Here is a 25,386-nt window from a genome sequence, read left to right as displayed (position 1 = left end):
CAGGGCCCGGCGAAGAGCGTCACGGAGTAAGGGAGACACCGTTGAGGCGCGGGGCCAGCTGGAGCTCGCGGATGTCCTTCTGCTGGAGGACCCACATCAGCCAGCGCTCGATGCCCAGGCCGAAGCCGGAGGTGTGCTGCGGGTGCGTGTCCTTCATGCGGACGTACCAGGCGTACTCCTCCTCGGGGACCTCGTGGTGGGCGAGGGCCTTGCGGGTCGTCTCGCCGTCGATGTGGCGCTCGCCGCAGCCGACGGTCTCGCCGATGCCGAAGAGCAGGTCGCCGTTGAGCGCCGTGCGGCCCTCTTCGTCGCCGTACGCCTGGTAGAAGGGCACCGACAGGTGGTCGTAGTGGGTGACCCACAGGATCGGGCTGATCTCGTTGAGCAGGCGGCGCTCGCCGTGACGGGACAGGGTGCGCCAGCCGTTGTGGTGCTCCACGGCCTCCGCGTCGTCACCGAGGTGGGCGACGGCCTCCTCGAAGGTGATCCGCGGGAAGGTCTCCAGGCCGGCCATCTGGCGCAGGTGCTCGGTGGTGCCCGCGATGGCCTCGACGTCGTCGGCGTACCGGTCGAGGACCGCCTGCGCGAGGCGGCGCATGTAGTCGTTGACGGCGTCGATGCACTCGTCGAGCCCGCCCGGGAGCTCGGCCTCGCTGTGGAAGAACTGGTTGAGGTGCGTCTCGTCGGCGTCCTCGCCGCGGAAGCTCGGCATCAGGTACCAGCTGCCCGAGGGGCTGAGGCGGCAGCCGTACTCGAGCATGAACTGCATGGAGTCGGCGAGGAAGGTGCGCTGACCGAACAGGTCGATCTCCACCGGCAGCGAGTCACTGCCGAGGCCCATGGGGCTGGAGATGGTGTTGGTGGTGATCGGCAGGTGGACGGACTTGACACCGCGCTCGCTCCAGAACAGGGCGGTCTCGGTGGTCGTCAGGTCCTGGAGGTCGACCAGGGTCCGGAACAGCGGCTGGCCGACGATCTCCAGGAACCGGTCGTCGGAGGGACGCCATCCGCCGTGCGTGTACGTGGGCGTAGCCAATGTAATTTCCCCCTTGGGTGAGGCACACGTCCGGGAAGGGGACGGGCCGTCGCGGACAGGGCGTTTTTCCCGGTTCGGAAACCTCCGCCGAGTGCCGCTGTCTTTCGGTGACTCCATTCTGGTCCACCGGTGACCGGAAAAGCTCTGGATTTGGCTGGCGCGAGCATGCCTGGCAGTTTGCTGCGCGGCTCCGGAAGGAACAGGAAAGGGACATGAAAGGAACAGGAAAGCGACAGGGAATGCCGAAGAGGCCGGCGTCCTCGGGAATTCCCGAAGACGCCGGCCTCTGTGGTCGGCGATGTCTAATTCAACTCCACTGCGTGCATCCAGCCGTAGGGGTCGGCCTGCTGCCGGTACTGAATGGCGGCCAGCTCGTCCCGCAGCCGGGTGGTGACCTTTCCGGGCAGTCCGTCTCCGATCAGGGCGCGCCCCGATCCGGCCGTCACCGCGCCGATCGGCACGACGGAGGCGGCGGTGCCGCAGGCGAACGCCTCGGTGATCCGCCCGTCCCCCGCGGTGAGTTCGTCGACCGACACCGGGCGCTGGGCCACCTCGATGCCGAGACCGGCCGCGAGCGTGAGCAGGCTGTCGCGGGTGTTCCCGGCCAGGATGGTGCCCGACAGGCCGGGGGTGATCAGCTCGTCCACGCCATTCTCACCGCGTCCGACGCAGAAGAAGTTCATGGCCCCGAGCTCCTCGACCCAGCGGTGCTCCGCCGCGTCCAGCCACAGCACTTCGTGGCAGCCGTTCGCCAGCGCCTGCGCCTTCGCGGAGAGGCTCCCGGCGTAATTGCCCGCGCACTTGGCCGCTCCGGTACCGCCGGGTGCGGCGCGGATCTGGTCGGTGGCGCACCAGACGTCGATGGCCTGGTAGCCGCCCGCGAAGAAGTAGTCGACGGGCGAGGCGATGACCGCGAACAGGTACTCCTGCGCGGGCCGTACGCCCAGGCTCGGCTCGACCGCGACCATGAAGGGCCGCAGGTAGAGGCTCTGTCCATGGCCCCGGGGCACCTCCCCGGCATCGGCGCGGACCACGCGCTCGCAGGCGTCCAGGAACATCTCGGCGGGCAGCTCGGGCATGGCCAGGCGCCGGGCGCTGCGCCCGAACCGGTCCGCGTTGACGTGCGGGCGGAACAGCGCGAGCGAACCGTCCGCGGCCGGATAGGCCTTGAGCCCCTCGAAGACGGCCTGGCCGTAGTGCAGGGCCATGGCGGCCGGGGACAGGCTCAGAGGACCGTGCGGGGCGAGCTCCAGCGGCGCCCACCCCTCGGCGGGTGTCCAGCGGGACACCACCATGTGCGCGGTGAAGTGGACGCCGAAGCCGAGGCCCGGCGCCGTGGCCCCGGCGGTGCCGGCCGCGGTCACCGTGGAGGTGGTCACGGCGTCACTCGGCCATCTCGAAGGCGGGCAGCAGCGCGGACTCCAGCTCGGCGGCCCGCTCCCGGAACTGCTCCTCGCTGTCCGCGCCGATGACCAGCAGCGTGCACCACACGGAGGGGTGCAGGTCGCCGATCTCGGAGCCGACGTGACGCGTCCGGATGGTGTTCAGCACGTACGGGAAGCGGGAGATCAGCTCGTCGGAGGGCTCCGCGACGATGGTGCCGGGCGCGTCCGGGGCGAGGTTGATCCAGCCGACGTACGGGTACGGCGGCTCCTGGAGCTCGAGCGGCTCGTGTCCCCGGCCCATGATCGCCTCGACCCACAGCTCGCGCAGGTCCGCACCGAGGGCGCCGCCGAAGCTCTCGGGGATCGCGCCGCCCGCGAACCGGGTGGCGATCTCGGAGAACCACAGCCGGCCGTCCGCGCGGCGGAAGAGTTCGAGGTGGGTGATGTCGTCCGAGATGCCGAACGCGTCGTTGATGCGCCGGTGCAGCTCCTCGATCTCCTCGTACAGGGCGCTCTCGCGCTCCCGCGGCAGCAGGATCGAGCCGTTGTCCCGGCCCGGCGTCTCCACCAGCATGCGGGGGCGCAGGTACCGGCTGACGCCGAGGACCTGGGCCCGGCCGCCCTCCCAGACGGCGTCGACGTGGTATTCGTCGCCGTCGATCGGCTCCTCGGCCAGGAGGAACTGGGCGATGGTCTCCTGCCCGGCCGACCGCAGGATCGCGGCGAGCTCCTCGGGCCCGGTGACCTTGGAGGTGTCCACGGAACCGAGTCCGGCGGCGGGCTTCACGATGACCGGGAAGCCGAGCTCGTCCTCGACCCGGCGGACCGAGCCCTCGACGTCGGCGGTGGAGAGCGAGACGTACCGGGCGCAGGTGATCCCGGCCTCCCGGGCGCGGTCCTTCATGGCCCGCTTGTCCCGCATGAGGACCGACTTCTCGATGGCGGGCTGCTCCAGGCCGAGCAGCGTCGCCAGGTACGCGGCGCTGAACTGGCTGAACTCGGAGAGGCTGAGCACCCGGTCGATCTTCACGCCCGAGGAGCGGATGTCCACCGCGAGCTGAGCCATCTCGTCGAGCGCGTCGAAACTGCGGATCACATAGCGCCGGTCCACGCGGGCCACCAGCTCCGGATCGATGGCCCGGTTGGCCGCTTCCCACTCGTCGTAGACCAGGGTCACCCGGGCCCCGCGCTCAAGCAGCGCCTGCAGGGTTATCCGGTCCCATCGGCACACCAAGACGTTCATTCGCTGTTTCCCCGCATCGTTTCCGTCGGCTTTTCTTTCCCCGTGGCTCCGGTCAGTCCCAGTTGAGGCTGCTCTGCACGACCGGCGCGGTGGTCGCGGCCTGCTGCGCGGAATGCGCGGTGACGTCCGCCGCGGCGGATTGGGCGGTGCCCAGCGCGAGGACGGCGACAATGGCGGAGAGCGCGGCGGCGGTACTGATCCGGAGCTTCATTTCTTTTCCCCCTGTTGGCAGTTTCGGCAGAGTTCCCGCGTTCGTGGTCCGTACGTCGGCCGCGTTCCCTCTGGCTGAAATCTTGCAGCGCTCCCCTCGTCAGGCCAAGCGTTTGGGGTGGCATCTTCAGGTCTGGCACCCACGTGCACAGGAGGCTCAGGCGGTGAAGACCTTGCCCGGGTTGAAGATCCCGGCGGGGTCGAACACGCTCTTCAGCCCGCGGTGCAGGCCGAGCACGGCGGGACCCAGCTCCCGCGTCAGACCGCGCATCTTGAGCAGCCCCACCCCGTGTTCCCCGGTGACGGTGCCGCCCAGGTCGATCGCCTGGCCGACGACCTCCTCGAACACCTCGCGCCCCCGGGCCAGGGCGGCCCCGTCCCCCCGGGGCACGACCATCATCGGGTGCAGATTGCCGTCGCCCGCGTGGGCCAGGCTCGCGATGTGCACATCGTGCTGCCGGGCGATGCGCTCCAGGTGCGCGAGCATCTGCGGCACCCGCATCCGCGGTACGCAGATGTCCTCGCTGAGCACCAGGCCCAGCCGCTCCAGCGCCGGGTAGACCAGCCGGCGCGCGGCGAAGAGCGCGTCCGCCTCGGCGGCGTCGGCCGACCGGGCGCTCCAGGTCGCGCCCGCGCCCTCGAAGCAGCTCAGGACCGTGTCGGCCTCCTGCTCCCCGGCCTCTCCGGGGGCGTCGCAGCGGGCGAGCAGCAGCACGTTCCCGACCTCGGTGAGGCCCATGTTCTTCCAGTCGTCGACGGCGCGCAGGCAGTAGGCGTCGACGAGTTCGAGGGCGCTCGGCACCACGCCGGAGGCCACCACGCGGGCGACGGCCCGCCCCGCGCCGGGCAGGTCGTCGAAGTAGCCGACGACGGTCCGCTCCGGGGCCCGGGCGCCGCGCAGCCGCAGGGTGACCTCGGTGACCAGGCCCAGGGTGCCTTCCGAGCCCACCATCAGGCCCGCCAGCTCGTAGCCCGCGGTGCCCTTGGCGGTCTGCCGGCCCAGCCGCACGGTCTCGCCCCGGCCGGTGACGGCCTCCAGCCCGAGGACGTAGTCCCGGGTCACCCCGTACTTCACACAGCACAGCCCGCCCGCGTTGGTGGCGACGTTCCCGCCGATCGTGGACCACGGGGCGCTGGCGGGGTCGGGCGGATACCAGAGCCCCTGCTCGGCGCAGGCCGCGCGCAGGTGGTCGTTGACCACACCGGGCTGTACGACGGCGAGGCGTTCGCCGGGATCGACGCGCAGGATCGTGTCCATCGCGGTGAACGAGACGACGACGCAGCCCTCGATGGCGTTGGCGCCGCCGGAGAGGCCGGTGCCCGCGCCGCGCGCGACCACCGGGACCCCCCGCGCGGCGCAGTGCGCGACCACCGCGGCGACCTCGGCGGTGGCGCGGGGGCGCACGACGGCGGCGGGCAGGCCGAAGGGGGCGCCCGCCGCCTCGTCGTGCGCGTAGGAGGCCCGGGTGTCCCGGTCGGCGATCACCCGCCCGGCGGGGAGCAGCCGTGCCAGCTCAGCGGAAATCGTGGTGTCCGAAGACGTCGTGATGCCCATCTTCGCGACGCTTCCACCGGCCCCGAAAAGGGTCAATTGGCCTTTGGTACAGCCAGATCCGTACGTGTACGAAAGGCCAATTGCCGCGCCTCGGAGCGCTGGGCGAGGGTGGTTGGACGCCAGGTCAGACAGTGGATGGCGGCCAGCAGGGGGGAAATTCACATGGCGGTGGTGCTCTCGGGTATCGGGGGATTTCTCCCTCCCAGGGTGGTCACGAACGACGACCTGTCCGCGACGCTCGACACGAACGACGAGTGGATCAGGACGCGGACCGGGATCAGCGAGCGCAGGGTCGTCTCGGACGGCCTGTCGACCGGCACCCTGGCCGTGGAGGCCGGGGCCCGGGCGCTGCGCTCCGCCGGGGTGAGCGGGGTGGACGCGGTGGTCGTGGCGACCACCTCGCCCGACCGGCTCTGCCCGGCGGTGGCGCCGGAGGTCGCGTCCCGGCTCGGCATGGGCACGGTGGCGGCCTTCGACCTCACCTCGGCGTGCAGCGGGTTCCTCTACGGGCTGGCCACCTCGGCCGGTCTGATCGCCTCGGGGTCCGCCGACAGCGTGCTGTTCATCGGCTCGGAGGCCTTCACCACGCTGGTCAACCAGCGGGACCGCGGGACGGCGCCGATCTTCGGCGACGGCGCGGGCGCGGTGGTGCTGCGCCGCGGCGCGGCGGACGAGCCCGGTGCGCTGGGCCCGTTCGACCTCGGCAGTGACGGCTCGCTCGCCGATCTGCTGGCCATTCCGGCCGGCGGTTCGCGCCAGCGGTCCGCCGACGCGGGCCTCGGCCACGCCTCGGTACCCACCGAGGACTGGTACCTGCGGATGGAGGGCCGCCCCCTCTACACGCAGGCCGTCGAGCGCATGACCCAGTCGGCGCGGGCGGTCCTCAAGCGCACCGACTGGGCCGTGGCGGACGTCGACTGGTTCGTCGGCCACCAGGCCAACGTCCGGATCGTGCGGGCGGTGGCGGAGGAGCTCGAGGTCCCCACGGAACGCGTCGCGGTCAACATCGACCGCGTCGGGAACACCCTGTCGGCCTCGGTCCCGCTGCTGCTGAACGACATCGCGGCGAGCGGCGACCTCAAGCCCGGGGACCGGGTGCTGCTGTCGGCGTTCGGAGCGGGTCTTTCGTGGGGCTCGACGGTCCTGGTCTGGCCCGACATCCGCGCCGAGCACGTGAACTGACGCATCTTCACCCCTCATACGAACCCATCAGATTCAGGAGAACCACCATGAGCACCGTTCAGGAATCCGTCGTCGAGGTCTTCGTCTCCCGCTTCGGTCTCGACGCCGAGAGCGTGGTCCCGGAGGCGACCTTCGACGACCTCGGTCTCGACTCGCTGTCCCAGATCGAGCTGGCGACCGCCCTCAAGAAGCGCCTGGGCGTCGTCATCACCGATGACGAGCTGACCGAGATCGCCGCCGTCTCGGACATCATCGCCCTCATCGAGCAGAAGGCCGCCGCCGTCTGATGAGCGGCTTCGCGGCTTCCATCACCGGTATCGGCCTGATCACCCCCGCGGGCATCGGGGTCAAGGAGAACTGGGAACGCGTCGTCGACGGGCGGCCGACCGCCGCCCATCACGACGACCTGGCCGGCCTGCCGGTGACCATGGCCTGCCGGGTGCCCGACTTCTCGCCCCAGCGGCTCGGGCTCCGCGGCGCCTGGCAGTGGGACCGCTACGCGCAGTTCGCCATCGCCGCGGCGCGCGAGGCACTGGCCCAGGCCGGTCTCGTGGCCGGGGAGTGGGCGGACAGCGCACGCGTGGCCGTCATCGTGGGTTCGGGTGCCGGCGGCACCGCCACGCTGGAGGAGCAGCACCGGATCCTGCTCGAGGAGGGACCCGGCGAGGTCTCCCCGATGACCCTGCCGATGGGGCTGCTGAACATGGCGGCCGGGCAGGTGGCCATCGACATCGGCGCCAACGGCCCCTGCCTGGCGCCGTGCACCGCCTGCGCGGCCGGGGCCAGCGCGATCGGTCTCGGCCGGGAGCTGATCCGGTCCGGACTGGCGGACATCGTGATCGCGGGGGGCGCCGAGGCGCCGATCACCCCGCTGTACGTGTCCTCCTTCGCCCGGATGCGGGCGCTCTCCCGGCGCCTGGACGACCCGGGGACGGCCTCCCGCCCCTTCGACCGGACCCGCGACGGGTTCGTGCTCGGCGAGGGCGCGGGGATCGTGGTCCTGGAGTCCGAGGAGCACGCCCGGGCGCGCGGCGCGCAGACCCTGGCCCGCGTGATCGGGTACGGCGCCTCGGCCGACGCCCACCACGTCACCTCCCCGCACCCCGAGGGGAAGGGCGCCGAGCTGGCGGTCCGCGCGGCGCTCGCCGACGCGGGCCTGACCGGCCGCGACGTCGGCTACGTCAACGCCCACGGCACCTCCACGCCCCTCAACGACGTCATCGAGGCCGGGGTGATCCGCCGGGTGATCGGCCAGGACGCCAAGGTCAGCTCCACCAAGGGCGTCACCGGGCACCCGCTCGGCGCGGCCGGATCCATCGAAGCGGCGTACGCGGCGCTGGCGGTGCACCACGGCGTCATCCCCCCGACGGCCTCGCTCACCGAGGTCGACCCCCGGGTCGAGGTCGACGTCGTGCACGGCGCGCCGCGGCTCGGCCGGGTGGACGTCGCCCTGAGCAACTCCTTCGGGTTCGGCGGTCAGAACGCCGCCCTGCTGATCTCCTCCTGAACCGCACGACACGCACCGCGAAAGGACCCTCAGATGAACCCGGTCGCCACCGCCGACCTGACCAGGCTGCTCTTCGACGGCAGGTACGAGCAGGCGCACAAGGACATCAGCGAGCTGTTGCTGGACCCGGTCTTCGATCCCCGTGAGGGCCTCACGATGAACGAGGCCGGGAAGCTCGCCTACGCCCGGTCCCGGGTGGTGCACGGCGGTCTGGAGCGCCCCGTGGAGATCCTCCGTGACCCGTGGCGGCTGTTCGCCCTGGCCGAATGGCCGTCGCTGGTCGACGTCTCCACGTTCTCGCTGCTGATGGTCCACTACAACCTCAGCTTCGGCACGGTCCTCGAGCACGGCGACCGGCCCGAGCTCAAGGACCTCGTCGACGAGCTGGACCGGCTGGACTCCTTCAGCCCGTACATGGCCACCGAGCTGGGCTACGGCAACAACGTGGCCGCCCTGCGCACGGAGGCCGTCTACGATGCCGCCACCGAGACCTTCGTCCTGAACACCCCGGACGCGCTGGCCCAGAAGCACATGTCCTACAGCGGGTTCCAGGACGTCCCGAAGCTCGCCGTCGTCATGGCCCGGCTGAAGGCCGACGGCAAGGACCACGGCGTCTACCCCTTCCTCGTCCCGATCAGCGACGGCACCCGGCTGCACGAGGGCGTCCACGCGGCGCCCTGCCCGGAGAAGCCCGTACAGGGCCTGGACAACGGCGTCACCTGGTTCGACCACGTCCGCGTCCCGCGCCGCAACCTGCTCCACGGCGACATGGGCGGCTTCGACGAGAACGGCACCTTCCGCCCCTCCTCCGGCAACCAGCGCAAGCGCTTCCTGCGCGCCATGAACCGGATCCTGCCCGGACGGCTGTGCGTCTCCAGCTCGGCGACCGGCGCGGGCCGCGCCGCCGTGTACATCGCGCTGCGCTTCGCGGCGCGGCGGCTCACCAACGCCCCCGGCCGCAACGACCTGCCGGTCATCGAATACCGCAGCCACCAGCTGGCCCTCTTCACCGCGCTGGCCAAGGTCTACGCGATGACGCTGCTGCTCAACCACGCAAAGCGGGAGTTCGTGGCGGCCGCCCCGGACGCCGTACCGGCCGAGCTGAACCACCTGATCTCGATCACCAAGGCGCTCTCCACCTGGGAGATGACCGAGGTCATCGCGACCTGCCGGGAGCGCTGCGGAGCCCAGGGCATCTTCAGCGTCAACCGGATCGCGGACTACGGCTCGCTGCTCCAGGGCCTGGTCACCGCCGAGGGCGACAACCAGGTGCTGCTCGCCACCACCGCCGGCCAGATCATCGCCCAGAGCGGGGACCTCGGGGACGAGGAGCCGTCCGGGGCCCCCGACCCCCGTGGCCGGGACCTGCGCGACACCGCGTTCCTGGTGGCCGCGCTGCGCCACCGGGAGCGGGAGCTGCTCCGGGCGGGCCGCGCGTCCATGGCGGACGAGTCCCGCGAGGGGACCTACCTCGACGCGTGGAACGACACGATGAACACCGGGCTGACCATGGCCCGGGTGCGGGGCGTGCGGACGGCCCTGGAGTGCTTCACGGAGGCCGCCGAGGGAGCCGGTACCGAGGAGACGCGGACCGCGCTCGGCCTGCTCGCCTCGCTGTACGCGCTCACGGAGGTGCAGCGGGACGCGGGCTGGTACCTGGCCCGCGGGGTGCTCACGGCCGCGCAGGTCGAGGAGCTGCCCCGCGCCCTGGACGCCCTGTGCGTCCTGATCCTGCCGCACGCCGAGACCCTCATCGGCGGATTCAACCTGTCGCCGGAGCTGCTGCGCGCGCCCATCGCCGCGGACGACTACGTGGCCGCCTTCCAGCAGCGGACCGGAGCGTTCGGCCCGGCCGGCGCCCAGATCACCACAGGGAGCTGAACACCATGGCACGGCACTCCTACCCCTGCCCGATCCGCTGGTCGGACATGGACGTCTACGGGATCGTCAACAACGTCTCCTTCGTGCGCTATCTGGAGGAGGCCCGGGTCGACTTCGTCTTCCGGATGGCCCCGACGGAGGGCGACGCGTTCTTCCGGGACGGCTCGGTGGTCGTCTCGCACGAGATCCGCTACAAGCGTCAGCTCGTCCACCGCCACGAGCCGGTCGAGATCGAGATGTGGGTCTCCGACCTCCAGTCGGCCACGGTGACCGTCGACTACACGGTCCGGGACGGCGACCTCGTCTACGCCACCGCCTCGACCACGATGGCCCCGTTCGACTACCGGGCGGGCCGCCCCCGCCGGCTCACGGACGCGGAGACCGCCTTCTTCGAGAAGTACCTCGAAGAGACCGCGTCGGCCGGCTGACATGCGCCTGCTACGGATCGGCCCGCGGGGCGGGGAGCGGCCGTGCGCGGTCGGGCCCGGTGGAGTCGTCCGCGACCTGTCGTCCTGGGTCGCGGACTGGACGGGCGAGAGCCTGGACCCGGACGTACTGCGCGAGCTGGCCGCCCGGCTGGCCCGCGAGGCGGACACCCTGCCCGTGGCCGACCCGGCCGCGGAGCGGGTCGGTCCGCCCGTCCGCCCGGGCGGACACCTGGTGTCGATCGGCCTCAACTACCGGGCGCACGCGGCCGAGGCCGGTCTCGCGCTGCCGGACGAGCCGATCGTCTCCAGCAAGGCGCCGATGACCCTCGTCGGCCCCCATGACGACCTTCTCCTGCCGCCCGGCGGCGAGAAGACCGACTGGGAGGTCGAGCTGGCGGTCGTCATCGGACGGCGCGCCCAGTACCTGCCCGACCGGGCGGCCGCCCCGGCCCACATCGCGGGATTCGCCACGGCCAACGACGTATCCGAGCGGCGCTGGCTGCTCGAGCGCGGCGGCCAGTGGGTCAAGGGCAAGTCCTTCGAGTCCTTCAGCCCGCTGGGCCCCCACCTCGTCACCCCGGACGAGGTGCCCGACCCCCAGGACCTGCGGCTGAGCTGCACGGTGAACGGACGCGTCATGCAGGACGCATCCACCGCCGACATGGTCTTCGACGTGGCCCATCTGGTCTGGTACCTCAGCCAGTTCATGGTGCTGCACCCCGGGGACGTGATCCTCACCGGAACGCCGGGCGGGGTCGCCCTGGGCCGCCCCGACCAGCCCTACCTGCGATCCGGCGATCTGCTGGAGACCGAGGTCGCCGGGCTGGGCGCGCACCGCCAGCGCTGCCGCCCGGCCGTGCCGCCCGGCGCTCCGGCCGGCCGTTCCCTGGAGGCGGTGTGATCGAGGACCTCGTCCCCGGACGGGTCGCGGGCTGGTCCTCCTTCGAGGACCGGCCCCGCTTCACCCCGCACCCCGCCGAGGCCGCGTCGCTGCGCAGCGCGGCCCCGGCCCGGCGCCGCGAGTTCGCCAACGGCCGGTACTGCGCCCACCGGGCCCTGCGCCGCCTGGGCACCCCCGCCGCCGCGATCCCGGCCGGCGACCGGGGGGCTCCCGTCTGGCCGGCCGAGGTGGTCGGCAGCATCACGCACTGCCCCGGTTACACCGCCGCCGCGGTCGCCCGCCGTACGCGGATCCGCGCGCTCGGCATCGACGCGGAGACCCATCTGCCGCTGCCCGAGGACGTGCTGGAGTTCGTGGCCCGCCCCGAGGAACGCGCCCGGGTACGGCGGCTCCTCGCGGAGCGGCCCGGCGTGCACTGGGACCGGCTGCTCTTCAGCGCGAAGGAGAGCGTCTACAAGACCTGGTTCCCGGTGACCGGCCGGTTCCTCGGCTTCCACGAGGCCTCGATCGACATCGACCCGGACGCGGGCACCTTCAGCGCGCGGATCCCGGACTCCGGCGGGACCCGACCGGGCCTCCCGGCGGAGCTGACCGGCCGCTGGCGGGTCGGCGGCGCCCTGGTCGTCACCGCCATCGCCGTACCGGCCACGGAAGGAGAGCGATAGACATGCCCGCCCCGCAGCAGACCGCCCCGCAGAGGACCGAGCCCCCGGCTCCCGCCCACGACACCCCCGGCCGCGTGGCCGAGCTGTACGCCACCAAGGAGCTGGCCCGCCGCGGACCCGGCGAGCGGGCCACCGCCGCCCAGCACGCCAAGGGCAAGCTGACCGCCCGCGAGCGGATCGACCTGCTGCTGGACCCCGGCTCCTTCGAAGAGGTCGAGCAGCTGCGCCGGCACCGGTCCGTCGGCTTCGGCATGGAGGACCGCCGACCGCACACGGACGGTGTGATCACCGGCTGGGGCACGGTCGAGGGCCGTACCGTCTTCGTCTACGCGCACGACTTCCGGATCTTCGGCGGCGCGCTCGGCGAGGCCCACGCCAGCAAGATCCACAAGATCATGGACCTGGCCGTCGCGGCCGGAGCCCCGCTGGTCTCGCTGAACGACGGCGCGGGCGCCCGGATCCAGGAGGGCGTCTCGGCGCTGGCCGGATACGGCGGGATCTTCCAGCGCAACGTGCGGGCCTCGGGCGTCATCCCGCAGATCTCGGTGATGCTCGGCCCGTGCGCGGGCGGCGCCGCCTACTCCCCCGCCCTGACCGACTTCGTGTTCATGGTCCGCGGCACCTCGCAGATGTTCATCACCGGACCCGACGTGGTCAGGGCGGTCACCGGCGAAGAGGTCAGCCAGGACGGCCTCGGCGGCGCCGACGTGCACGCCGAACGCTCCGGCGTGGCCCACTTCGTCTACGACGACGAGCCGACCTGCCTGGCCGAGGTCCGCTACCTGATCTCGCTGCTCCCGTCCAGCAACGACGAGCTGCCGCCCGCCGCCCCGGCCACCGACCCGGCGGACCGGCGCGGCGAGGCCCTGCTGTCGCTCGTACCGGCCGAGGGCAAGTTCCCGTACGACATGCGCGCGGTGATCGAGGAGATCGTCGACCACGGCGACTTCCTGGAGGTCCACGAGCGCTGGGCCCCCAACATCCTGTGCGGGCTGGCCCGGCTCGGCGGCCAGGTCGTGGGCATCGTCGCCAACCAGCCCATCGCCCTGGCCGGCGTCCTGGACATCCACGCGAGCGAGAAGGCGGCCCGCTTCGTGCGGATGTGCGACGCCTTCAACATCCCGCTGCTGACCCTGGTCGACGTACCCGGCTTCCTGCCCGGCGTGGGCCAGGAGCACGGCGGGGTCATCCGGCACGGCGCCAAACTGCTGTACGCCTACTGCGAGGCCACGGTCCCGCGGGTCCAGGTGATCCTGCGCAAGGCCTACGGCGGCGCGTACATCGTCATGGACTCCCGCTCCATCGGCTGCGACCTCTCCTACGCCTGGCCCACCAACGAGATCGCCGTCATGGGCGCCGAAGGCGCGGCCAACGTCATCTTCCGGCGCCGGATCGCCGAGGCCGACGACCCGCAGGCCGTGCGCGCCGCGGTGGTCAAGGACTACAAGGCCGAGCTGATGCACCCCTATTACGCGGCCGAACGCGGCCTCGTCGACGACGTGATCGACCCCGCGGGGACCCGGGCGACGCTGATCCGCGCCTTCCGGATGCTCCGGACCAAGAACTCCGAGCAGCCGTCCCGCAAGCACGCCAACACACCCCTGTGACCGGCCACTTCCACCGTCCCGGAGCGTATCGATGACCCTCACCTTCACCACCGAACCGGCCGAGCGGCTCGCCGCCGCCGAGCGGGCCCGCGTGCTCGAGGCACCCGCCTTCGGCGACGTGTTCAGCGACCACATGATCAGCATCGACTGGGAGCGCGAGCGCGGCTGGTACGACGCCCGGATCACGCCGTACGGGCCGCTCGTGCTCGACCCCTCGGCCCAGGTCTTCCACTACGGCCAGGAGGTCTTCGAAGGCCTCAAGGCCTACCGGCGCCCCGACGGGTCGGTGGTCACCTTCCGCCCGTACGCCAACGCGGCCCGGCTGAACCGCTCCTGCGCGCGCATGGCCATGCCGGCGCTGCCCGAGGAGACCTTCGTCGAGGCCCTGGAGCTCCTGGTCACCACGGACCGGGACTGGGTTCCCGAGCAGCCGGGCCACAGTCTCTACCTGCGCCCCTTCATGATCGCCACGCAGCGCACGATCGGCTTCTACGGCCCGTCCAGCGCCTACCGCTTCATGGTGATCGCCTCACCGGCCGCCGCGTACTTCAAGGCCGGGGCCAAGCCGCTGACCGTCTGGCTCTCCGAGGACTACACCCGCGCGGCCCCCGGCGGCACCGGCGAGGCCAAGTGCGGCGGCAACTACGCGGGCACCCTGGTCGCGCAGGCGCAGGCCCGGGAGATGGGCTGCGACCAGGTGGTCTGGCTGGACTCGGCCGAGCGCCGCTGGGTCGACGAGATGGGCACCAGCAACATGTTCTTCGTCTACGGCGACCGCCTCGTCACCCCGGAGCTGTCCGGCTCCCTGCTGTCCGGGGTCACCCGGGACTCCGTCCTCGCGCTGGCCGCCGAGCTGGGCTACACGGCCGAGGAGGGCCGGATCAGCGTGGCGGACTGGCGGGCCGACGCCGAGTCGGGCCGTCTCACCGAGGTGTTCTCCTGCGGCACTTCCTCGATGATCACCTCGGTCGGCGAGGTCAAGGGCAAGGACGGCGGCTGGACGATCGGCGGCGGCGAGCCCGGCCCGGTCACCGCCCGGCTGCGGGCGGAGCTGTCCGGGATCCAGTCCGGCGAGAGGCCCGACCCGTTCGGCTGGGTGCACAAGATCGCCTGACCCCCGCGCACGAGACCGCCCGACCCCCCACACCTGTCACACCCGCCACACCCGCCACAACCCGTCACAGACCGACCGAGCAAAGGTGCGCTGAACCCATGAGCCGTTCCGTCCTGGTCACCGGAGGAAACCGGGGCATCGGCCTCGCCGTCGCCCTCGCCTTCGCCGAAGCCGGCGACAAGGTCGCGCTGACCTACCGGTCCGGTGAGCCGCCGGAGGCCGCGCTCCGGCTCGGCTGCCTCGCCGTACGCTGCGACGTCACCGACACCGGACAGGTCGAGAAGGCCTACCGGGAGGTCGTGGAGGCGCACGGTCCGGTCGAGGTGCTCGTGGCCAACGCCGGTATCACCCGCGACCAGTTGGTCCTGCGGATGACCGAGGACGACTTCGCCGCGGTCCTCGACACCAACGTGATGGGGGCGTTCCGGATCGTCAAGCACGCCGTCGCCGACATGGTGTCGGGCCGCCGGGGCCGGATCGTCCTGATCTCCTCCGTGGTGGGCCTGCTCGGCGCGGCGGGACAGGCCAACTACGCGGCGTCCAAGGCCGGTCTGGTCGGCTTCGCCCGCTCGGTCGCCCGCGAGCTGGGCTCGCGCGGGATCACCTGCAACGTGGTGGCGCCCGGTTTCGTCGAGACCGACATGACGAAGGAGCTGAGCGAGAAGCAGCGCGCCGCGTTCCTGGCCAAGGTGCCGCTGGCGCGCAGCGCGGAGCCCGACGAGATCGCGGCCACCGTCCGCTTCCTGGCCTCGGCGGAAGCGGGGTACATCACCGGGGCCGTCGTCCCGGTGGACGGCGGCCTCGGCATGGGGCACTGAGCCGGTACGCACGCCCCCGGCCCCGGGGCCCGGTCAGGGGTGCTCGGAGACCAGGACCGCCGTCGTGCCGCTCTCCAGCGCCTGGAAGACGTGCGGGACGTCGGCCGGGTAGCTGATGTAGTCGCCGGGGAACAGCTCCACCGGTTCCTCGGCGGTCCCGACCAGCGCCCGGCCCGTACCGATCACCACGTGTTCCACGACGCCCGGCAGGTGCGGTGCGGACGAGCGCTGCGGGCCGGGTTCGGCGGCGATGCTGTAGATGTCCCGCCGGGTCCCGGGCGGGGACGCCGCCAGCAGGGTGGCCCGGTAGTCGGCCTCGGCCGAGACCACGGCCGGCCCCTGACCCGCCCGGATCACCTGGACCGCGGACCGGGGGGCGGCCAGCAGCCGGGAGAACGGGATCTCCAGGACCACGCAGAGCGCCCAGAGCGTCTCCAGGCTGGGGTTCCCCGCGCCCGATTCGAGCTGCGAGAGCGTGGACTTGGCCAGTCCGGCGCGGCGGGCCACCTCGGTGAGGGAGAGCCCGGCCCGGACGCGCTCCGCGCGCAGAGAGGCGGCGATCACTTCGAGCGGCGGCTTGAGCGGGAGGTCGGTTTCGGACACGAGACGTTCGCTCCAATGGTCATTCGTTCGCCTTGACGAACACACGGTCGCCGTTCATCATAAACGCCATGCGTTCGTTATGGAAAACCCTCGACCGTGCCCAGTGGCGCGACATCGCACTCGTCTGCCTCGCGGTGGGGGTCATCGGCCTGTCGTACGGCGCCATCGCCGTCACCTCGGGCTTCGCCTGGTGGTTCCCGGTCCTCATGGGCGCCCTCGTCCTCGCCGCGTCCTCGGAGTTCCTGTTCGTCGGCATCATCGCCGCCGGAGGCAGCCCGATCGCCGCCCTGCTGGCGGGACTCCTGGTCAACGCCCGGCACGTGCCGTTCGGTCTGGCCGTCCCCGACGTCCTCGGCCGTGGCTGGAAAGGCCTGCTCGGCACGCACCTGATGAACGACGAGACCGTCGTCTTCGCCATCGCCCAGGACGGACTCCCGCGCAAGCGGGCCGCGTACTGGGCCTGCGGGCTCGGCATCCTGATCTGCTGGCCGACCGGGGCCGCGCTGGGCGCCCTGCTCGGCAGCGTCGTCCACGACACCGACGCGCTCGGACTGGACGCCATGTTCCCCGCGGTGATCCTGGCGCTGATCCTCCCGGCCCTGAAGGAGCGCGCGTTGCGGCGGACCTCCCTGGCCGGAGTGGCCCTGGCGCTCGCCTCCACCGCCTTCCTCCCGGCCGGGCTCCCGGTCCTGGTCGCACTGGCGGCCCTGCCGCTGTTCACCGCCGCCGCGGCGACGGAAGGAGCCCGCGGGTGAAGAACGCCCTCCCCACCCTGATCGCAATGCTGGCCCTCGCGGGCGGCACCTTCCTGCTCCGGCTCGCCGGGCCCGCCCTGCGCGCCCGGGTCACCTTCCCCGAGCGGGCGGAGAAGCTCCTGGAGGCCTCCGCCGTCGTCCTGCTCGCGGCCCTGACGGCCACGTCCGCCCTCACCGACGGCCACGGCTTCGCGGGCCTGGCCCGCCCGGTCGGCGTGCTGGTGGGCGGCGTACTCGCCTGGCGCAAGGCGCCGTTCCTCCTCGTCGTCCTCGCCGCCGCCGGGACGGCCGCCCTGCTCAGGCTCGCCGGAGTGCGCTGACGGAGGGTGGCCACGCACCCGGCGGCCTCCTGGCCGGAATATTTCGTACCGAATTCGCAACGCGATAAATGGTTATGCACCGCCCCGAGGGCGAATTCCAGCCTCGCCATCTCACATCGTGGATCACCGATTGCCCGGCATTACCGGCCGCCCGTACGCTTCCGTCGGACTACGGTCCGAACTTGAATTCGCAACCATCATCGCAGGTGAGCAGGACCAGGGTGCCCCACCACCCTGGCGCGCCACAGCCCTGACGCACCACCGGGGCTGCCTCCCCGCATGCCCGCTCACCGTGCCCCGAATTCCACTTTATCGACGCCCTTCCCGGGCGGCCGAATTTCACCCCGAAGACCGACCGAAAGGGATGCTGCCGGTTCCCAGGGGTAACCTGAAAGACTTTTATCCGTGTTCCGCCACGCCGCACCGCACCGCACCGCCTCGCATTTCACGGACCGCGGCCGTGGCTCGTCGTACCCCTGCACCCGAACCAGGAGCACCCGAGCACGATGAGCTTCACCGACACCCTCAGACCCTCCGTACGGCAGACCCTCATCCCCACGGACCGTCCGGTCCTCACTCGCGACCACACCTGGGACACGGTGCTGCGGCGGGTCCCGCTGCTCTCCGAGCGCGAACTGGACGTGTTCCACCTGCTGGCGAAGGGCGCGTCGAACCGCACCATCTCCACCCGGCTGGCCATCACCGAACGGACCGCCAAGGCCCACGTCGCCCAGATCCTGGCCAAGCTCAACGTGGAGTCCCGCTTACAAGCGGGGATCGTGGCCTTCGCCTGGGAGACGTACCACCGCGGCGGGGCCGGCTCCCCGCACCTCTCGCCGTACCTTCCGCTGGCCTGACCCGCGCGGCACCCGGCCCGCGCGGCCGCAGCACAAAGCCCCCTTGACCGCGTTTGCGCAGGTCAAGGGGGCTTTCGAGGGTGGAGCCTAGGAGATTCGAACTCCTGACATCTGCCTTGCAAAGGCAGCGCTCTACCAGCTGAGCTAAGGCCCCGAAAATGGACGTGGCTGTCCCCTCGGAAGGAGCAGCCGTTCCGCAGACCAGAATACCGGGTGTACCCCCGGATCCCACAAAATGATAGGGACTCCCGCCCCGCGACCACTCTCCGTAAGATGCTCGCGAGGTTCGCACCAGCGAAGGGGAGTAGTAAGAGTGGACGCAGTACAGCAAGAGGCCACCGCCAGAGCCAGGGAACTCCAGCGCAGTTGGTACGGGGAGCCGCTCGGCGCGCTCTTCCGCCGGCTCATAGATGACCTCGGCTTGAACCAGGCTCGCCTCGCTGCCGTCCTCGGACTGTCGGCGCCCATGCTGTCCCAGCTGATGAGCGGTCAGCGCGCCAAGATCGGGAACCCGGCCGTGGTGCAGCGCGTGCAGGCCCTCCAGGATCTCGCCGGCCAGGTGGCCGACGGCAGCGTCAGCGCGGTGGAGGCCACCGACCGGATGGACGAGATCAAGAAGACCCAGGGAGGCTCGGTCCTCAGCAACAGCGGCCAGACCGCGACCAGTTCGGGAGCGCCGACCGTCAAGCGGGTCGTCCGCGAGATCCAGTCGCTGCTGCGGTCGGTCTCCGCGGCCGGCGACATCATCGACGCGGCGGACTCCCTCGCCCCCAGCCACCCGGAACTGGCAGAGTTCCTCCGGGTGTACGGCGCCGGGCGCACGGCCGACGCCGTCGCCCACTACGAGGCGCATCAGAACTGAAACGTGCCGACCGGGGGACGGACGAGGTGACGGGGGACGGGCGCAGCGATGGGTGAGGTCTTCGCCGGTCGGTACGAGCTGGTCGACCCGATCGGCCGGGGGGCGGTCGGCGCCGTGTGGCGCGCCTGGGACCACAGGCGCCGCCGCTACGTCGCCGCCAAGGTCCTCCAGCAGAGCGACGCCCACACCCTGCTCCGCTTCGTGCGCGAGCAGGCCCTGCGCATCGATCATCCGCACGTCCTGGCCCCGGCCAGCTGGGCGGCCGACGACGACAAGGTCCTGTTCACCATGGACCTGGTCAGCGGCGGCTCCCTCGGTCACGTCATCGGCGATTACGGGCCCCTGCCGCCCCGGTTCGTCTGCACCCTGCTCGACCAGCTCCTGTCGGGTCTGGCGGCGGTGCACGCCGAAGGTGTCGTCCACCGCGACGTCAAACCGGCCAACATCCTGATGGAGGCCACCGGAACCGGACGGCCGCACCTGCGGCTGTCCGACTTCGGCATCTCCATGCGCAAGGGCGAGCCCCGCCTGACGGCGACGGACCACGTCGTGGGGACCCCCGGCTATGTCGCTCCCGAGCAGCTGCTCGGCCACGAACCCGACTTCTGCGCCGACCTGTTCGCCGTCGGCCTGGTCGCCCTCTACCTGTTGGGCGGCCGCAGGCCCGACGCGCGGGCCCTCGTCGAACACTTCCTCGCACATGGCACGCCCGACGCCCCCGAAGGGGTCCCGGCGGCCCTGTGGGACGTCATCGCGAACCTCCTGCAGCCGGACCCCCGGAACCGTTTCCGCACGGCCACAGGCGCCCGCAAGGCCCTTGCGGGGGCCGTGGAACTGCTCCCCCCGCCCCAGCCGGGCGAGGACCCGGTCGAGGTCTTCGACCAACTCGGCCCGCTGCCCGCCGGTTTCGGTCCCCGGGGACCCCAGGACACGGCCGCGGTCACCCCGGAGGCACCCACCGCCGCGACCACCCCGCCCGCCGCGGCGGCGCACCACACGGCGTCCGGCACGGCGTACGGCAGGACGTCCGGCACGGCGTACGGCAGGACGTCCGGCACGGCGTACGGCCCCGGCGCCCCCGCCCCGTCCCCGACCGGCAGCTTCCACCTGGCCCCGCCGACAGCCCCGCCGACGACCCCTCCGCCGGCCCCCGTCGCCCGTACCAACTCCCTCGCCCCGCCCGGCCCGAAGGCCACCGCCGGGCTCCTGCTGGCCGCCCTGGTGTGCTTCGCCGTGGGCATCTGGGCCCTGACCCGGATCTAGGCCGTCCGGGAAGGCCGCCCGCGCCGCGCCAGCAGCATCCACCCGCCCAGCACGCCCAGCAGCAGCGCCCCGGCCCCGAAGCCGACTGCCGCCACGGCCCGCATCGCCGAGCGGGTGCCCGCCGCGGCCACCGCCTCCGGCGCCGTCAGTCCCTCCCGTACCGCGGTCCGGTCGTCGGCGCCCACCCCGAAGCCGCCCTTCGCCGGGTCCTCCGCGTACGGCGGCGCGGCCGCGACCCGGCCCTGGACGCTGAGCCGCAGGGTCAGCGGCACCGGGGTGGCGTCCTCCGTGAACTCGCCGACCTTCCCGGCCATCGTCACGGCCACGTAGTACCAGCCCGCCACCCGGACCGGCCGGACCCAGCGGTCGTCGGACAGCCGGTTCTCGTAGGCCACCGGCGGCGTCAGCCCCAGCCCCGTCGCCGCCTGCTTGCCGTCGTACGGGGTGTCCTTGGCGCCGACCAGGGCGCGGTAGGGGCTGTAGAGGGAGACCGCGAGCCCCGCGTACGCCGTCCCGTACTCCTTCGTCATGCGCGCCCCCGCCAGCTCCGCGCCGACCGCGAGCTGCTGCCCCCAGTCCAGCGGCACCCGGTACCAACGGGTCTGTCCCGGCCGCAGGTCGTCTCGCCAGACGCCCGCGCCGAGCGCCCGCGCGTCGTTGAAGCCGGTGCCGCCCGCCCGGGGCACGGGTTCGGTGCCGGGCGCCGCGGGCGGGGCCGAGGGCCAGGCCGAGGGCGCGACGGTCGGCGACCCGCCGGAGCCCAGGGCGGGTTCGCGCATGACCTGGAGCTCGACCGGCCAGGGCGCGCGGTCGGCGTCCTTGGCGGCGGTCCGGTTCAGTTTCACGAAGTACACCCCGGCCTCCTGGCAGTCGGCGTCCTCGGCCGACAGGCGTGCGCCGACGGCCGCGAGGGGCACCGGGTCGTAACCGAAGGACGCCCGGCCGGGGTTGCCCGGGCAGGCCTTCCCGGCGTTCGTCATGAGGGTGACGTCCACGCCGTCGGAGTAGCCGACCCTGGCACCGGCCGGGGGCCGTACGACGGCCGAGACGTACACGCTGGACCGCGCGTCCAGCACCACCCGGTAGTAGCGCTCGCCGGGGGCCGCGGTGTCCTCGTACGTCGTCCCCGTGGCCAGCGCCGGAGCGTCCGCGGTGGTCCCCGCTCCGGTGACGGCCTTCGCCCCGGCGGCCGGCCGGTACGGCTCCGGGGCCGCCGGATCCGCCGCCGCGCGGGCGGCGCCGGCCGTCCCCGCCAGGGCGGTTCCCGCCAGCAGCACAGCCGAGAGCACCCGCACCATCACGCCCACCCACCCCGAGTTTGCCAGCGCAATCCCAAACTTTGCATACAGCAATAATTCATGCCGGAACAGCACAAAGCCCCGACCGCAGCGGCAGTCGGGGCTTCATGGGATCAATCGTGGGTCTCACACACCGGAACCAGAGGCCACGGAGTCAGTTGCCTCCGTCCACAGGTCCTGCTCGGCGCGATCCGCCTGGATCTGGCGGTACACCAGGAGCCCGCCGATGGCGGCCAGTGCGACCAGGAGAAGCTTCTTCACCGCGCGACCTCGTCCTTCGTTGACGTTGGGGACTACTGCCGCCCGACTATACACACCGACCGATACCGATCGGTTACCTGGGAAGCTCCCCCGGCGGCCTCGACCCACCCGCCCCGACCGGGAGAAGACGACCACGGGCCGGGAACGAGAACGGTCCGGCGGAGAATCTCCGCCGGACCGAATCCGTACTGTGGGGCTAACAGGATTTGAACCTGTGGCCTCATCCTTATCAGGGATGCGCTCTAACCAACTGAGCTATAGCCCCTCCGCGCTGTGCGCTGACTTGATGAAGATTAGCGCACAGACCGGGTCAGTCCAAAATCCGCTGCCGGACGGTGTCCGCGCAGGTCATTCGTGGCTCATTCGTCCTCGGCGAGGGTCAGCTCGATGCCGCCCACGAAGCCCGCGGAGATGTTGTAGATGAAGGCCCCCAGCGTGGCCAGCGCCGTCGCGAGCACCACGTCGATGACCGCGATCACCGAGGTGAAGATCAGGACCCGCGGCAGCGACAGGAACGACTGGAGGTCGAACCCATTGCTCTCGTTGGACCCGGTGGCCTCGCTGATGGTGCCGCCGACGGTCGAGAAGACGCCCATGGCGTCCATGACCATCCACAGCACCACCGACGCCACGATCGTGCAGATGCCCAGCGCGATCGACAGCAGGAAGCTGACCTTCATCACCGACCACGGGTCGGCCTTGGCCACCCGCAGTCGTGCCTTGCGCGTCCTGGGCGCCGTACGCACGCCCGTCTGCGGCTTGCGCTGCGCCGCCCCCGCCGGGCCCGTGCGGGGCGCGCCCGGGCCCGAAGGCGCCGGACGCTCCTGCGCGGGCTGCTGCGGCTGCGCCGCCGCCGGGCGGCTCTGGCCGCCCGCCGCGCCGGGCTTGGGCTCAGGTCCTCGGGTGTCCGTCACGGTTCCCCCCTGGGAGTCCGCGGCGGGGCCACGGGCACCGTTCGCTCCAGTCTGTGCCGACCCGGCGCCCGTGGCTCCACTCACGCTTACTCCTCGTGCTCCCCTGCCGAAGGCTGCGTGCCCTCGGCGGCCTCGGCGGCCGGTCCGTCGGCTTCCTCGGTCTCGTCGACCTCGTCGGCTTCCTGTCCCGCCTCGGCGTTACGAGCGATACCGACCACGGCATCGCGCTTGCCCAGGTTGATCAGCTGGACGCCCATCGTGTCACGGCCGGTCTCCCTGACTTCGTTGACGCGCGTACGGATCACACCACCGCTGAGGGTGATGGCGAGGATCTCGTCGGTGGCGTCGACCACGAGCGCTCCCACGAGCGAACCGCGGTCTTCCACGATCTTGGCAGCCTTGATGCCCAGACCGCCACGTCCCTGGACGCGGTATTCGTCCACCGGCGTCCGCTTGGCGTAGCCGCCGTCGGTCGCGGTGAAGACGAACGTACCGGGCCGGACCACGCTCATGGAGAGCAGTTCGTCACCTTCGCGGAAACTCATGCCCTTCACACCCGAGGTCGCGCGGCCCATCGGGCGCAGCGCGTCGTCGGTCGCCGTGAAGCGGATCGACTGCGCCTTCTTGCTGATCAGCAGCAGATCGTCCTCGGCCGAGACCAGTTCGGCGCCGATCAGTTCGTCGTCGTTGCCGTCGCCCGTCTCCCGGAGGTTGATGGCGATGACACCACCCGAACGGGGCGAGTCGTAGTCCTTGAGTGCCGTCTTCTTCACCAGACCGGCCTTGGTGGCCAGGATCAGGTACGGGGCGGCCTCGTAGTCGCGGATCGCCAGGATCTGCGCGATCTGCTCGTCCGGCTGGAAGGCCAGCAGGTTCGCCACGTGCTGGCCGCGGGCGTCGCGGCCGGCGTCCGGAAGCTCGTACGCCTTCGCGCGGTAGACCCGGCCCTTGTTCGTGAAGAACAGCAGCCAGTGGTGCGTGGTGGAGACGAAGAAGTGGTCGACCAGGTCGTCCTGCTTCAGCTTCGTGCCGCGCACGCCCTTGCCGCCGCGCTTCTGCGAGCGGTAGTCCTCGGTCTTGGTGCGCTTGACGTAGCCGCCGTGCGTGATCGTGACGACGATGTCCTCTTCGGCGATCAGGTCCTCCATGGACATGTCGCCGTCGAAGGGCACCAGCTTGGAACGCCGGTCGTCGCCGAACTTCTCGACGATCGCGGCCAGTTCCTCGCTGACGATCTGCCGCTGGCGCTCCTCGGAGGCCAGGATCGCGTTGTACTCGTTGATCTTGGCCTGGAGCTCGTCGTGCTCGGCGACGATCTTCTGCCGCTCCAGGGCCGCGAGGCGACGGAGCTGCATCTCCAGGATCGCGTTGGCCTGGATCTCGTCGATCGACAGCAGGCCCATCAGGCCCTCGCGGGCGATCTCGACCGTGTTGCTGCGCCGGATCAGCGCGATGACCTCGTCGATCGCGTCCAGCGCCTTGAGCAGACCGCGCAGGATGTGGGCGCGCTCCTCGGCCTTGCGCAGGCGGAAGCGCGTGCGCCGGACGATGACCTCGATCTGGTGCGTCACCCAGTGGCGGATGAAGGCGTCGATCGACAGCGTGCGCGGCACGCCGTCCACCAGCGCCAGCATGTTCGCGCCGAAGTTCGTCTGCAGGTCGGTGTGCTTGTAGAGGTTGTTCAGCACGACCTTGGCGACGGCGTCGCGCTTGAGCACGATCACCAGGCGCTGACCGGTGCGCGACGAGGTCTCGTCACGGACGTCGGCGATGCCGCCGACCTTCCCGTCCTTGACCAGGTCGGCGATCTTCTGCGCGAGGTTGTCCGGGTTGGTCTGGTACGGAAGCTCCGTGACCACCAGGCACTGGCGGTTCTGGATCTCCTCGACCTCGACCACGGCGCGCATCGTGATGGAGCCGCGACCGGTGCGGTACGCCTCCTCGATGCCCTTTCGCCCCACGACCAGCGCGCCGGAGGGGAAGTCCGGGCCCTTGATCCGCTCGATGAGCGCGTCCTGGAGCTCCTCGTGCGAGGCCTCCGGGTGCTCGAGCGCCCACTGCGCGCCCGCCGCGACCTCGCGCAGGTTGTGCGGCGGGATGTTGGTCGCCATGCCGACCGCGATGCCCGCGGAGCCGTTGATCAGCAGGTTCGGGAAGCGCGCCGGCAGGACCGTCGGCTCCTGGTTGCGGCCGTCGTAGTTGTCCGTGAAGTCGACGGTCTCCTCGTCGATGTCCCGGAGCATCTCCATGGCCAGCGGCATCAGCTTGCACTCGGTGTAGCGCATCGCGGCGGCCGGGTCGTTGCCCGGGGAGCCGAAGTTGCCGTTGCTGTCCACCAGCGGCATGCGCAGCGACCACGGCTGGGCCAGGCGGACCAGGGCGTCGTAGATCGAGCTGTCACCGTGCGGGTGGTACGTACCCATGACGTCACCGACGACGCGGGCGCACTTGTAGAAGCCCTTCTCGGGCCGGTATCCGCCGTCGTACATCGCGTACAGCACGCGCCGGTGGACCGGCTTGAGGCCGTCCCGGACGTCGGGCAGCGCGCGGGAGACGATGACGGACATCGCGTAGTCGAGATAGGAGCGCTGCATCTCGGTCTCGAGCCCGACGGGCTCGATCCGCATGACGGGCTGCTCCTCCGCAGAGTTCTCTGCGTTCTGAGCGGGTTGGGTGGTTTCGTCGGCCATTGCTGGTCAAAGATCCTTTCAGGCGGTCAGC

The 25,386-nt window shown here is 71.5% G+C and carries 25 protein-coding genes and 2 tRNA genes; 15 read left to right on the top strand and 12 right to left on the bottom strand.

The features are described 5' to 3' along the window. Window positions 1–19: 19 nt before the first annotated feature. The 5 genes from ABT084_RS04955 to ABT084_RS04935 all read right to left on the bottom strand — a co-directional run bounded on the left by ABT084_RS04955 (window position 20) and on the right by ABT084_RS04935 (window position 5,429). Window positions 20–1,036, bottom strand: a complete 1,017-nt coding sequence (locus ABT084_RS04955; RefSeq protein WP_351038259.1) for an amino acid--tRNA ligase-related protein — start codon at window positions 1,034–1,036, stop codon at window positions 20–22. Window positions 1,037–1,338: 302 nt separating this feature from the next. Beyond that, window positions 1,339–2,415, bottom strand: coding sequence for a branched-chain amino acid aminotransferase (locus tag ABT084_RS04950; protein ID WP_351038258.1), 1,077 nt, complete (start codon window positions 2,413–2,415; stop codon window positions 1,339–1,341). A gap of 4 nt (window positions 2,416–2,419) precedes the next feature. Next, entirely contained in the window at window positions 2,420–3,664 is a 1,245-nt protein-coding gene (locus ABT084_RS04945) for an ATP-grasp domain-containing protein (protein ID WP_351038257.1), read from the bottom strand. Window positions 3,665–3,716: 52 nt separating this feature from the next. Further along, on the bottom strand, window positions 3,717–3,875 hold the full coding sequence (locus ABT084_RS04940; protein WP_351038256.1) for a hypothetical protein: 159 nt from the start codon (window positions 3,873–3,875) through the stop codon (window positions 3,717–3,719). 156 nt (window positions 3,876–4,031) lie between these two features. Beyond that, window positions 4,032–5,429, bottom strand: coding sequence for an FAD-binding oxidoreductase (locus ABT084_RS04935; protein ID WP_351038255.1), 1,398 nt, complete (start codon window positions 5,427–5,429; stop codon window positions 4,032–4,034). Window positions 5,430–5,564: 135 nt separating this feature from the next. On the opposite strand from ABT084_RS04935, the gene ABT084_RS04930 reads away from it, so the two are divergent. The 10 genes from ABT084_RS04930 (at window position 5,565) to fabG (ending at window position 15,532) form a co-directional block, all read left to right on the top strand. Continuing rightward, window positions 5,565–6,611 carry a beta-ketoacyl-ACP synthase III gene (locus ABT084_RS04930; protein ID WP_351038254.1) on the top strand — a complete coding sequence of 349 codons (1,047 nt, stop codon included), beginning with the start codon at window positions 5,565–5,567 and terminating at the stop codon, window positions 6,609–6,611. 47 nt (window positions 6,612–6,658) lie between these two features. Next, the gene (locus ABT084_RS04925) at window positions 6,659–6,898 is read left to right on the top strand and encodes an acyl carrier protein (protein ID WP_328672333.1); all 240 of its coding nucleotides are present in this window, start codon (window positions 6,659–6,661) and stop codon (window positions 6,896–6,898) included. Then, window positions 6,898–8,118 (top strand): beta-ketoacyl-[acyl-carrier-protein] synthase family protein, encoded by a 1,221-nt coding sequence (locus ABT084_RS04920; RefSeq protein WP_351038253.1) that lies wholly within the window; start codon window positions 6,898–6,900, stop codon window positions 8,116–8,118. The genes ABT084_RS04925 and ABT084_RS04920 overlap by 1 nt, the downstream gene beginning before the upstream one ends. A gap of 33 nt (window positions 8,119–8,151) precedes the next feature. Then, window positions 8,152–9,999 carry an acyl-CoA dehydrogenase family protein gene (locus tag ABT084_RS04915; RefSeq protein ID WP_351038252.1) on the top strand — a complete coding sequence of 616 codons (1,848 nt, stop codon included), beginning with the start codon at window positions 8,152–8,154 and terminating at the stop codon, window positions 9,997–9,999. A 5-nt stretch (window positions 10,000–10,004) separates the two neighbouring features. Continuing rightward, window positions 10,005–10,427 (top strand): acyl-CoA thioesterase, encoded by a 423-nt coding sequence (locus ABT084_RS04910; RefSeq protein ID WP_351038251.1) that lies wholly within the window; start codon window positions 10,005–10,007, stop codon window positions 10,425–10,427. A gap of 1 nt (window position 10,428) precedes the next feature. Continuing rightward, complete coding sequence (locus ABT084_RS04905; protein WP_351038250.1) at window positions 10,429–11,328, top strand: fumarylacetoacetate hydrolase family protein; 900 nt, start codon at window positions 10,429–10,431, stop codon at window positions 11,326–11,328. Further along, window positions 11,325–11,993 carry a 4'-phosphopantetheinyl transferase family protein gene (locus tag ABT084_RS04900; protein ID WP_351038249.1) on the top strand — a complete coding sequence of 223 codons (669 nt, stop codon included), beginning with the start codon at window positions 11,325–11,327 and terminating at the stop codon, window positions 11,991–11,993. The genes ABT084_RS04905 and ABT084_RS04900 overlap by 4 nt, the downstream gene beginning before the upstream one ends. A gap of 2 nt (window positions 11,994–11,995) precedes the next feature. Beyond that, window positions 11,996–13,600: an acyl-CoA carboxylase subunit beta gene (locus ABT084_RS04895; RefSeq protein WP_351038248.1), complete on the top strand. Its 1,605-nt coding sequence runs from the start codon at window positions 11,996–11,998 to the stop codon at window positions 13,598–13,600. A 31-nt stretch (window positions 13,601–13,631) separates the two neighbouring features. Then, complete coding sequence (locus ABT084_RS04890) at window positions 13,632–14,714, top strand: branched-chain amino acid aminotransferase (protein ID WP_351038247.1); 1,083 nt, start codon at window positions 13,632–13,634, stop codon at window positions 14,712–14,714. Window positions 14,715–14,812: 98 nt separating this feature from the next. Beyond that, window positions 14,813–15,532, top strand: coding sequence for a 3-oxoacyl-[acyl-carrier-protein] reductase (gene fabG / locus ABT084_RS04885; RefSeq protein ID WP_351038246.1), 720 nt, complete (start codon window positions 14,813–14,815; stop codon window positions 15,530–15,532). A 33-nt stretch (window positions 15,533–15,565) separates the two neighbouring features. Here the strand turns inward: fabG and ABT084_RS04880 are convergent, their stop codons facing one another. Continuing rightward, window positions 15,566–16,135 carry a helix-turn-helix domain-containing protein gene (locus ABT084_RS04880; protein WP_351038245.1) on the bottom strand — a complete coding sequence of 190 codons (570 nt, stop codon included), beginning with the start codon at window positions 16,133–16,135 and terminating at the stop codon, window positions 15,566–15,568. 68 nt (window positions 16,136–16,203) lie between these two features. Between ABT084_RS04880 and ABT084_RS04875 the strand changes: the two genes are divergently transcribed. The 3 genes from ABT084_RS04875 to ABT084_RS04865 all read left to right on the top strand — a co-directional run bounded on the left by ABT084_RS04875 (window position 16,204) and on the right by ABT084_RS04865 (window position 18,067). Further along, on the top strand, window positions 16,204–16,890 hold the full coding sequence (locus ABT084_RS04875; RefSeq protein WP_351038244.1) for an AzlC family ABC transporter permease: 687 nt from the start codon (window positions 16,204–16,206) through the stop codon (window positions 16,888–16,890). Between the two features lie 26 nt (window positions 16,891–16,916). Beyond that, the gene (locus ABT084_RS04870; RefSeq protein ID WP_351038313.1) at window positions 16,917–17,210 is read left to right on the top strand and encodes an AzlD domain-containing protein; all 294 of its coding nucleotides are present in this window, start codon (window positions 16,917–16,919) and stop codon (window positions 17,208–17,210) included. 506 nt (window positions 17,211–17,716) lie between these two features. Beyond that, window positions 17,717–18,067: a LuxR C-terminal-related transcriptional regulator gene (locus tag ABT084_RS04865; protein ID WP_351038243.1), complete on the top strand. Its 351-nt coding sequence runs from the start codon at window positions 17,717–17,719 to the stop codon at window positions 18,065–18,067. Between the two features lie 81 nt (window positions 18,068–18,148). On the opposite strand, the gene ABT084_RS04860 is transcribed toward ABT084_RS04865, so the two are convergent. Further along, window positions 18,149–18,221: transfer RNA gene (locus ABT084_RS04860), tRNA-Ala, on the bottom strand. 159 nt (window positions 18,222–18,380) lie between these two features. Between ABT084_RS04860 and ABT084_RS04855 the strand changes: the two genes are divergently transcribed. Together ABT084_RS04855 and ABT084_RS04850 are read left to right on the top strand one after the other, a co-directional pair. Then, on the top strand, window positions 18,381–18,929 hold the full coding sequence (locus ABT084_RS04855; RefSeq protein WP_351038242.1) for a helix-turn-helix domain-containing protein: 549 nt from the start codon (window positions 18,381–18,383) through the stop codon (window positions 18,927–18,929). A 48-nt stretch (window positions 18,930–18,977) separates the two neighbouring features. Next, window positions 18,978–20,192 carry a serine/threonine-protein kinase gene (locus ABT084_RS04850; RefSeq protein ID WP_351038241.1) on the top strand — a complete coding sequence of 405 codons (1,215 nt, stop codon included), beginning with the start codon at window positions 18,978–18,980 and terminating at the stop codon, window positions 20,190–20,192. On the opposite strand, the gene ABT084_RS04845 is transcribed toward ABT084_RS04850, so the two are convergent. The 5 genes from ABT084_RS04845 to gyrA all read right to left on the bottom strand — a co-directional run bounded on the left by ABT084_RS04845 (window position 20,189) and on the right by gyrA (window position 25,355). Beyond that, entirely contained in the window at window positions 20,189–21,490 is a 1,302-nt protein-coding gene (locus ABT084_RS04845; protein ID WP_351038312.1) for a hypothetical protein, read from the bottom strand. The genes ABT084_RS04850 and ABT084_RS04845 overlap by 4 nt on opposite strands. 126 nt (window positions 21,491–21,616) lie before the next feature. Then, window positions 21,617–21,751, bottom strand: a complete 135-nt coding sequence (locus ABT084_RS04840; protein WP_351038240.1) for a DLW-39 family protein — start codon at window positions 21,749–21,751, stop codon at window positions 21,617–21,619. Between the two features lie 191 nt (window positions 21,752–21,942). After that, window positions 21,943–22,016 (bottom strand) — tRNA-Ile (locus ABT084_RS04835). Between the two features lie 94 nt (window positions 22,017–22,110). After that, a complete protein-coding gene (locus ABT084_RS04830; protein WP_351038239.1) occupies window positions 22,111–22,749 on the bottom strand; it encodes a DUF3566 domain-containing protein in 639 nt (212 codons plus the stop codon). 2 nt (window positions 22,750–22,751) lie between these two features. Beyond that, window positions 22,752–25,355, bottom strand: a complete 2,604-nt coding sequence (gyrA, locus tag ABT084_RS04825; RefSeq protein WP_502968835.1) for a DNA gyrase subunit A — start codon at window positions 25,353–25,355, stop codon at window positions 22,752–22,754. Window positions 25,356–25,386 lie beyond the last annotated feature (31 nt).

It is taken from the genome of Streptomyces sp. NPDC002138, from assembly GCF_040296485.1.
Taxonomy (GTDB): Bacteria; Actinomycetota; Actinomycetes; order Streptomycetales; family Streptomycetaceae; genus Streptomyces.
This window is presented reverse-complemented; position numbering and strand designations above follow the sequence as displayed.

Bases quoted from the DNA above. Each gene is read 5' to 3' on its own strand.
- ABT084_RS04945 (WP_351038257.1), bottom strand. From the start codon at position 3,664: ATGAACGTCTTGGTGTGCCGATGGGACCGGATAACCCTGCAGGCGCTG.
- ABT084_RS04940 (WP_351038256.1), bottom strand. From the start codon at position 3,875: ATGAAGCTCCGGATCAGTACCGCCGCCGCGCTCTCCGCCATTGTCGCC.
- ABT084_RS04935 (WP_351038255.1), bottom strand. From the start codon at position 5,429: ATGGGCATCACGACGTCTTCGGACACCACGATTTCCGCTGAGCTGGCA.
- ABT084_RS04930 (WP_351038254.1), top strand. From the start codon at position 5,565: ATGGCGGCCAGCAGGGGGGAAATTCACATGGCGGTGGTGCTCTCGGGT.
- ABT084_RS04925 (WP_328672333.1), top strand. From the start codon at position 6,659: ATGAGCACCGTTCAGGAATCCGTCGTCGAGGTCTTCGTCTCCCGCTTC.
- ABT084_RS04920 (WP_351038253.1), top strand. From the start codon at position 6,898: ATGAGCGGCTTCGCGGCTTCCATCACCGGTATCGGCCTGATCACCCCC.
- ABT084_RS04915 (WP_351038252.1), top strand. From the start codon at position 8,152: ATGAACCCGGTCGCCACCGCCGACCTGACCAGGCTGCTCTTCGACGGC.
- ABT084_RS04910 (WP_351038251.1), top strand. From the start codon at position 10,005: ATGGCACGGCACTCCTACCCCTGCCCGATCCGCTGGTCGGACATGGAC.
- ABT084_RS04905 (WP_351038250.1), top strand. From the start codon at position 10,429: ATGCGCCTGCTACGGATCGGCCCGCGGGGCGGGGAGCGGCCGTGCGCG.
- ABT084_RS04895 (WP_351038248.1), top strand. From the start codon at position 11,996: ATGCCCGCCCCGCAGCAGACCGCCCCGCAGAGGACCGAGCCCCCGGCT.
- ABT084_RS04890 (WP_351038247.1), top strand. From the start codon at position 13,632: ATGACCCTCACCTTCACCACCGAACCGGCCGAGCGGCTCGCCGCCGCC.
- fabG (WP_351038246.1), top strand. From the start codon at position 14,813: ATGAGCCGTTCCGTCCTGGTCACCGGAGGAAACCGGGGCATCGGCCTC.
- ABT084_RS04875 (WP_351038244.1), top strand. From the start codon at position 16,204: ATGCGTTCGTTATGGAAAACCCTCGACCGTGCCCAGTGGCGCGACATC.
- ABT084_RS04870 (WP_351038313.1), top strand. From the start codon at position 16,917: ATGCTGGCCCTCGCGGGCGGCACCTTCCTGCTCCGGCTCGCCGGGCCC.
- ABT084_RS04865 (WP_351038243.1), top strand. From the start codon at position 17,717: ATGAGCTTCACCGACACCCTCAGACCCTCCGTACGGCAGACCCTCATC.
- ABT084_RS04850 (WP_351038241.1), top strand. From the start codon at position 18,978: ATGGGTGAGGTCTTCGCCGGTCGGTACGAGCTGGTCGACCCGATCGGC.
- ABT084_RS04845 (WP_351038312.1), bottom strand. From the start codon at position 21,490: ATGGTGCGGGTGCTCTCGGCTGTGCTGCTGGCGGGAACCGCCCTGGCG.
- gyrA (WP_502968835.1), bottom strand. From the start codon at position 25,355: ATGGCCGACGAAACCACCCAACCCGCTCAGAACGCAGAGAACTCTGCG.